The sequence below is a fragment of the Pseudorhodoplanes sp. genome, assembly GCF_050250235.1.
Lineage (GTDB): Bacteria > Pseudomonadota > Alphaproteobacteria > Rhizobiales > Xanthobacteraceae > Pseudorhodoplanes.
The window spans coordinates 73,241-81,186 of record NZ_JBFWPA010000018.1; the positions used below are offsets into that span (position 1 = coordinate 73,241).

9 protein-coding genes are annotated in these 7,946 nt (G+C 62.7%); 8 read left to right on the forward strand and 1 reads right to left on the reverse strand.

Translation table 11 applies throughout. From position 1 onward, the window contains the following. The first annotated feature begins 15 nt into the window (after positions 1–15). The 8 genes from soxZ (at position 16) to AB7F49_RS11070 (ending at position 7,169) form a co-directional block, all read left to right on the forward strand. The gene (soxZ, locus tag AB7F49_RS11035; RefSeq protein ID WP_428522218.1) at positions 16–345 is read left to right on the forward strand and encodes a thiosulfate oxidation carrier complex protein SoxZ; all 330 of its coding nucleotides are present in this window, start codon (positions 16–18) and stop codon (positions 343–345) included. Between the two features lie 80 nt (positions 346–425). Further along, the gene (gene soxB, locus AB7F49_RS11040) at positions 426–2,108 is read left to right on the forward strand and encodes a thiosulfohydrolase SoxB (RefSeq protein ID WP_428522220.1); all 1,683 of its coding nucleotides are present in this window, start codon (positions 426–428) and stop codon (positions 2,106–2,108) included. A 66-nt stretch (positions 2,109–2,174) separates the two neighbouring features. Further along, the gene (soxC, locus tag AB7F49_RS11045) at positions 2,175–3,461 is read left to right on the forward strand and encodes a sulfite dehydrogenase (RefSeq protein WP_428522222.1); all 1,287 of its coding nucleotides are present in this window, start codon (positions 2,175–2,177) and stop codon (positions 3,459–3,461) included. Beyond that, positions 3,445–4,155 (forward strand): c-type cytochrome, encoded by a 711-nt coding sequence (locus AB7F49_RS11050; protein WP_428522224.1) that lies wholly within the window; start codon positions 3,445–3,447, stop codon positions 4,153–4,155. The genes soxC and AB7F49_RS11050 overlap by 17 nt, the downstream gene beginning before the upstream one ends. A gap of 7 nt (positions 4,156–4,162) precedes the next feature. After that, the gene (locus AB7F49_RS11055; protein ID WP_428522226.1) at positions 4,163–4,534 is read left to right on the forward strand and encodes a c-type cytochrome; all 372 of its coding nucleotides are present in this window, start codon (positions 4,163–4,165) and stop codon (positions 4,532–4,534) included. Next, positions 4,531–5,799, forward strand: a complete 1,269-nt coding sequence (locus AB7F49_RS11060; protein WP_428522227.1) for an FCSD flavin-binding domain-containing protein — start codon at positions 4,531–4,533, stop codon at positions 5,797–5,799. The genes AB7F49_RS11055 and AB7F49_RS11060 overlap by 4 nt, the downstream gene beginning before the upstream one ends. A 29-nt stretch (positions 5,800–5,828) precedes the next feature. After that, positions 5,829–6,761: an MBL fold metallo-hydrolase gene (locus AB7F49_RS11065; protein WP_428522229.1), complete on the forward strand. Its 933-nt coding sequence runs from the start codon at positions 5,829–5,831 to the stop codon at positions 6,759–6,761. Positions 6,762–6,779: 18 nt separating this feature from the next. After that, positions 6,780–7,169, forward strand: coding sequence for a c-type cytochrome (locus tag AB7F49_RS11070; protein WP_428522231.1), 390 nt, complete (start codon positions 6,780–6,782; stop codon positions 7,167–7,169). 11 nt (positions 7,170–7,180) lie between these two features. Here AB7F49_RS11070 and AB7F49_RS11075 read toward each other — a convergent pair. Next, on the reverse strand, positions 7,181–7,946 hold a 766-nt coding region (locus AB7F49_RS11075; protein ID WP_428522233.1), incomplete at its 5' end, for a hypothetical protein.

Below are 7,946 nucleotides of genomic sequence, written 5' to 3' on the forward strand. Positions count from 1 at the left end.
GTTCAGGAGACTGCAATGTCCACGCCAAAGCCGCGCATCAAGCTCGACAAGAAGGAAGCCAAGAAAGGCGACATCGTCGAGGTCAAGGCGCTCGTTTCGCACATCATGGAAACCGGCCAGCGCAAGAGCGCCGACGGCAAGGTGATTCCACGCAAGATCCTCAACAAGTTTGTAGCCACGGTGAACGGCAAGGAAGTGTTCTCTGCGGAATTCGAGCCGGCGATCTCGGCGAACCCCTATATCCAGTTTAAGTTCAAGGCGATGGAGTCCGGGCCTGTGGTCCTGACCTGGATCGACGACGACGGCTCAAAGATCGTTGGCGAAGACAGCATCAAGGTCATCTGACAGGACGGTCTGCGCCTCGCGGCCCGGACCTTTGTGACGGTTTCGAAGCCCGGCAAAGACCGGGAACGGAAGAGGCGTGCATGTTTTCAAGGCGCGATTTCCTTCAACTGGCTGCCGCCACCGCCGCGATTCTTCCGGCCGGCTGGAGCTCCGCCCTCGCTCAGCAGCGGCTGACGCAGGCCGACCTGTTGGCATTCGAGCCACGCGGCAACGTCACGCTGGTGCACATTGCCGACATCCACGCTCAGCTTCGCCCGGTGTATTTCCGGGAACCCTCGATCAATCTGGGCACCGGTGAAGCGAAGGGCCTCGTACCGCACATCACCGGCAAGGCGTTTCTGGACTATTACAAGATCGCACCCGGCACGCCTGAAGCCTATGCGCTGACGTCGGAGGATTTTTCGGCGCTGGCCAGGAGCTATGGCAGGCTCGGCGGACTTGACCGCATCGCCACCGTGATCAAGTCGATCCGGGCCGAACGCGGCGACCGCGTGCTGCTGCTCGACGGCGGCGATACCTGGCAGAACAGCTACACGGCGCTGCAGTCCAAGGGCCAGGACATGGTCGACTGCATGGCACTCCTGAAGCCCGACGCGATGACCGGCCATTGGGAATTCACCCTCGGCACCGACCGCGTCAAGGAGATGGTGGACGGTCTCGGCTTTCCGTTTCTGGCGCAGAACATGCGCGATACCGAATGGGACGAGCCTGCGTTCAAGCCGTCGGCGATGTATGAACGCGGCGGCGTCAAGATCGCGGTGATCGGCCAGGCCTTTCCCTATACGCCGATCGCCAATCCGCGCTGGATGATCCCGAACTGGTCGTTCGGCATTCGCGAGGACGACCTGCGTGCCAATGTCGAGAAGGTCCGCAAGGATGGCGCACAGCTCGTGGTGCTGCTGTCGCATAACGGCTTCGACGTCGACCGCAAGCTCGCGTCGCGGGTGTCCGGCATCGACGTGATCCTGACCGCACACACCCATGACGCCCTCCCCGACGTCGTGAAGGTCGGCAGGACGCTGCTGGTCGCGTCCGGCAGCCATGGCAAGTTCGTGTCGCGGCTCGACCTCAATGTGCAGGGCGGCGAGGTCAAGGGATACCGGTTCAAACTGATCCCGGTCTTTTCCGACGTGATCACGTCCGACGCCGAAATGGCCGCGAAGATCGACACCATCCGCAAGCCGCACGAGAAGATGCTGGGCGAGAGCGTCGCGCGCACCGACACGCTCCTCTACCGGCGCGGCAATTTCAACGGCACGCTGGACGACGTGATCTGCGACGCGCTGCTCTCGGAACGTGACGCGGAGATCGCGCTGTCGCCGGGCTTCCGCTGGGGCAACTCGCTGCTGCCGGGTCAGGACATCACGCGCGAGGATGTCTACAACGCCACCGCCATCACCTATCCGAACGCCTATCGCATGACCATGACCGGCGCGCGGCTGAAGGAAATCCTGGAGGATGTGGCCGACAACCTGTTCTATCCCGATCCCTATTATCAGCAGGGCGGCGACATGGTCCGCGTCGGGGGCATGTCCTACACCATCGATGTGAGCAAGCCCGGCGGCCAGCGCATCTCCGACATGAGCCTGGTCCGTACCGGCAAGCCGATCGAGACCGGCCGAGACTATACCGTCGCCGGCTGGGCCAGCGTCAACGAAGGCACCGAAGGCCCGCCGATCTGGGACGTGGTGATGCGCCACCTCGCAAAGAAGAAGATCGTCGCTCCGAAGGAGCTGACGAATGTGCGGGTCGTCGGAGTGTAAAAAAAATTTGGTCACACATATGCACACATACGCATTGATGAAATTGTACCGGACCGGAGGCATCGCATGAAGGATCCAAAGGGCCTCACCTCACGCCGCGGCTTCTTGCGCAGCGGCCTCGCCGCGGGCGGTGTCATTGCCGCCGGCGGCGCCAGCGCCGGCACGCCGCAAGGAACCCCTCCTGGCAACCCTGCAAACCAGCCGCCCAATGTCCCGGACTGGACCCGCAATCTCGGCGAAGGCGTGGCCGTGCGCGGCTATGGCAAGCCGTCGGAATTCGAGAAGGGCATCATTCGCCGCGACGTCGAGTGGCTCACGGCCTCGCGCGAAAGCTCGGTCAGCTTCACGCCGCTGCATGCGCTCGACGGACCGATCACGCCGAACGGCCTGTGCTTCGAGCGGCATCATTCCGGCATCGCCGAGGTCGATCCCGCCGATTACCGTCTGATCCTGCACGGGCTCGTCGACAAGCCGCTGATCTTCACCCTCGACGACATCCGGCGCATGCCGCGCGTGAACCGCGCCTATTTCTGCGAGTGCGCGGCGAATTCGGGCATGGAATGGCGCGGCGCCCAGCTCAATGGCTGCCAGTACACGCACGGCATGGTGCACTCCGTGATGTATACCGGGGTGCCGCTGAAGACCTTGCTGAACGAAGCGGGCGTCCGGTCGAATGCGAAATGGCTGCTGCTGGAGGGTGGCGATTCCGCTGCGATGACCCGCTCGCTGCCGCTCGCCAAGGCGCTCGACGACGTGCTGATCGCCTATCGCATGAATGGCGAGATGCTGTATCCGGAAAACGGCTATCCGGTGCGCGCGGTCATTCCCGGCTGGGAAGCCAATATGTGGGTGAAATGGCTGCGCCGGATCGAGCTCGGGGACGAGCCCTGGCATCACCGCGAAGAGACCTCGAAATACACCGACCTTCTCGAGAACGGCAAGGCGCGGCGTTTCACCTATGTGATGGATGCAAAGTCCGTCATCACCAATCCGTCGCCGCAGATGCCGCTGAACCACAGATCCGGCTTCACGGTGCTGTCGGGGCTCGCCTGGTCCGGCCGCGGCAAGATCGCCCGCGTCGATGTTTCGCTCGATGGCGGTCGCAACTGGCGCACCGCACGCCTCGACGGCCCGGTCTGGGACAAGGCGCTCACCCGCTTCTATTTCGAGTTCGACTGGGACGGCCGCGAATTGCTGCTGCAGTCGCGCGCGATGGACGAGACCGGCTATGTGCAGCCGACCAAGAACGAGCTCCGCAAGGTACGGGGCGTCAACTCGATCTACCACAATAACGGCATCCAGACGTGGCACGTGCACAAGAATGGCGAGGTGGAAAATGTCGAGGTTTCCTAGGCCCGCCATCGCCGTCATCGCGGTTCTGGCTCTGATGCCGGCAGGCGTTTCGGCGCAAACGGCGTCCGATGGCGCCAAGGCACAACCGGCTCTCGTTGCTTCGAAGAAGCTCGATATCGGCCGTGTGGCAAAGCCGGAGGAAATCGCCGGCTGGGATATCGACATTCGCCCGGACGGGCATGGACTGCCCGTCGGCAAGGGCACGGTCAAACAGGGCGAACCGCTTTACGTCGAACGCTGCGCGGCATGTCACGGCGAATTCGGGGAAAGCGCGGGACGCTGGCCGATCCTGTCGGGCGGCAACGGCTCGCTCGCAACCCATGACCCGGTCAAGTCGATCGGATCCTACTGGCCGCATGCGTCCACGGTTATCGACTATATCCGCCGCGCGATGCCGTTCGGTGCATCGCAGACCCTGACCAATGACGAACTCTACGCGATCACCGCCTACGTGCTTTTTCTCAATGACATCGTGACTTCGGAAGATTTTGAGCTGAGTGACAAAAATTTTAGGACGATCAAGCTTCCCAACGAGAACAATTTTTTCGATGATGACCGGGAGGTGGCCGAAAAGTCGTTCTGGCGCAAGACGCCTTGCATGACCAATTGTGCGCCCGGAGAAGCAGCGGTTACCGGACGCGCACGGGTGATCGACGTGACGCCGGAGCCGGGCCAGGAACCGAAGGTGGAGTAGGGTTTCGATGGACGGTGCCGTGCGTCGAAGGCTGGCATGCGCCGGATGGCTGGGTGCGGCATTCGCGGGGCTTGCGTCGGTGCCTGCGACATTGTCGCACGCATCCGGCGACCGCGCGCTCGGCCAATATCTGTCCTCGGAATGCGTCACCTGCCATCAATTGTCGGGACGGTTTGACGGAATCCCCCCGATCGTGGGATGGCCGGAGGAATCGTTCGTCGAGATCATGAACGAGTACAAGACCAAGAAGCGAAACCATGCCGTCATGCAAACCATTGCGGGGCGGTTATCACCGGATGAGATTGCTGCGCTGGCGGCCTATTTCGGGAGCGTCGCTCCCGTCCCGGCCCCGGCAAGGCACGAGGGAGGAAAATCATGAAAGCCAATCGCAGACAATTCATCGGCGGAGCCGGTGCGCTCGCCGCGGCAGGTACGCTCGCTGCGCCGGCCATCGCACAGGCCAAGCCACGCGTCGTGGTGATCGGCGGCGGCCCGGGGGGCGCAACGGTCGCGAAATATGTGGCGCGCGATGCCGGCGGCGCAATCCATGTCACCCTGATCGAACCGCTCAAGGAATTCGTCACCTGCTTCCATTCCAATCTCTATCTCGGGGACTTCCGTCCGTATGACTCGATCACGCATGGTTATTCCGGTCTCGCCAAGCATGGCATCACGCTGGTCCATGAGGCGGCGGCGCTGATCAATCCGAACACGAAAACGGTGCGTCTCACGAGCGGTGCCACCCTGCCCTTCGACCGCCTGGTCGTCGCACCCGGCATCGATATCAAATTCGATTCCGTTCCGGGCTATTCCGAAAAGGCGAGCGAGATCATGCCGCATGCCTGGAAGCCCGGCCCGCAGACCCAGTTGCTGAAGAAGCAACTCGACGCTCTCGATGACGGCGCAACCATCGTCATGGTCGCCCCCCCGAATCCCTATCGCTGCCCGCCCGGGCCTTACGAGCGGGTCTCGATGATGGCGCATGTCCTGAAGAAGAAGGGCCACACCAAGTCCAAGATCATCATCATCGACCCCAAGGCCAATTTCTCGAAGCAGGGGTTGTTTTCGGAGGGTTGGGAGAAGCACTACCCGGGCATGGTCGAGTGGCAGGACCCCAAGATGCACGGCGGCCTCAAGGAGGTCGATCCCTCGACGATGACCGTGAAGACCGGGCTTGCCGATTACAAGGCGCAACTCGTCAACGTGATCCCGGCGCAGATGGCGGGCAAGATCGCGCGCGACGCCGGGCTGGCCAACGAGAGCGGTTTCTGCGCGATCAAGCCGGAAAGCATGCAGTCGGCGAAGGACCCGAACATCTATGTGCTTGGCGATGCCAGCATCGCCGGTGACATGCCGAAATCGGCGTTTTCGGCCAACAGCCAGGCCAAGGTCGCGGCGATGATGATCCGCGGCGAACTGGCCAAATCGCAGACCTTCCCGGCCCGCTATTCCAACACCTGCTGGAGCCTGATCGAAACCGACGACACGGTGAAGGTCGGCGGCCGCTACGAGCCGAAGGATGGCAAGATCGCCGCCGTCGAAACCTTCGTCTCCAAGACCGGCGAGGACGCGGAACTGCGCAAGCAGAATCAGGCCGAGAATATGGGCTGGTATCAGGGCATCTCCGCCGACATTTTCTCGTGATGCCCGACCGACCGCGATTGCAACATGAAATGATGATGCGGCTCCGGCCGCATCGTCGCACCGTTCTCGCGGGCCTTGGCGCGGCCCTGCTCTGCCCGCGTGCCGATGCGCTTGCGGCTAGCGCGCCCGCAACCCGCAAGGTCGGCGGGATCGAGGTCGTGGTCGTCAGCGACGGCGTGCTGAACGTTCCATTATCCTTCTCGCTGCCGGAAACGCCGTTGTCGGATGCCGCGGCACTGTTCAAGGCGCATGGTCTCCCGGAGGCTGGAGCGCCGTCGCAGACCAATGTCGTGCTGATCAAGTCGGGCCGTGAACGCGTGCTGATCGATGCCGGTTCGGGGCCCGGTTTCCAGCCGACCGCCGGCAAGCTGCAGGAAAATCTGGAAGCCGCCGGCATCGCGCCCGACAGCATCACGAAGGTCGTGTTCACGCATGGACATGCCGATCACCTGTGGGGCGCAATCGATGATTTCGGCGATGGCGACCGCTTCCCGAATGCCAGCTACGTGATCCCGGCGGCGGAATGGGACTTCTGGACCGACCCGGACACCGCGACGCGCGTCCCGGATGCGCTCAAGGGCATGGCGCTCGGAACCGCGCGCATTCTGAAAATGATCGAGAAGAAAGTCGAGCGGCGCAGGAACGGCGAAACCGTCGCGCCCGGACTGACCTATCTCGCGACGCCCGGGCACACACCCGGTCACATGGCGGTCTCGGTAACCGATGGCGGGCAGCATTTGATCGTCGGCGGCGATGTGCTGACCAATACCGCTATCTCCTTTGCGCGGCCGGACTGGCGTATCGGCGCGGATTTCGACCGCGACCAGGGAATTGCCACCCGCACGCGCCTCCTTGATCAACTGGCGACCGACCGCATCGCGCTGATTGGATTTCATCTGGCCTGGCCGGGCTTTGGTGCCGTGGAACGCGCCGGCACGGCCTATCGCTTTATGCCTCTCTGACCCACATCCGAGGATCGCATGAGACTGACTGTTGCTGCCGCCCTGACCCTCGCTGCCTGCGCGGGGCCCGCTCAGGCCCAGGACGCCGATGCCGGCCAAAAGGTGTTTGTGCAATGCCGCGCCTGCCATCAGGTCGGCGAGACCGCCAAGAACGGCGTCGGTCCGGTCCTCAATGGGCTGTTCGGACGCAAGTCGGGAACGATCGAGGGCTACAATTACTCAGAGGCCAACAAGAATTCCGGCATCGTCTGGGACGAAGCGGTGTTTGCCGAATACATCCAGAATCCGCGCGCGAAGATTCCTGGCACCAAGATGATCTATGCCGGACTGAAGGACGAAAAGCGCATCAAGGATCTGACTGCCTTCCTCAAACAATTCGACAAGGACGGCAAGAAGGCGGCGCCGTAATAGCAGCCGTCTCAGTTTCGGACCGGCGCATAGCTCGTGAGCGGCGCGCCGCCGAATGGCACCGCTTCCAGATGACGCGGAACGATCAGCCGCTGTCCGTCGTCGAAGGTCTTGTCCATGCTCACATCGTTGAGCTGCGCGACGGCCCAGGCCGGCACCGCGTAGCGCTGTGCAATCGTGCGCACATTGTCCCCCGGCTCGGTGTGCACGGCGACGCCGGAATCCCACAATTCGATCGGCTCGCCGCGCGGCATCACATAGCGGATCGGCACGGTGGACCCTTCGAGTTGCACCGGCAATGTGGTGATCTGCACCACCTTGGCAACGATCTTGTCCTGCAGGCCGCGGATCTTGACCATGTTGACGTGCAGCACTTCCCAGTAATTCTTCAGGTCGATGGTCGAGAAGTGGCCGCGGAAGTCCGACGCCGCGCGGATATAGCCGCCGCCGAAGAAATTTAGCGACTGATAGATATTGATGAACCGGTCCACATTGTTCGGCACGGTGGGTGCCTTGCGGGTGGGATCGAAGGCCACGATCAGGCTGACCGGAACACCGGCCTCCTTCAGCTTCCAGGCAAAGGCGAGCGCAGCGTCGCCGCCGGCGGAATGGCCCATCGCCATGATCGGTTGCGGATTTTTCTTGTATCGCGCGATCGCTTCCCGCGCCGGGCCATACCAGTTGATGTGGTTGTAGGTCTCGGACTCGATCCCGCTCGCGGCGATCTTGTCACGCAGGTAGTCCATCTCGAACGAGGCAAAGCGTCCGCCCATCCCG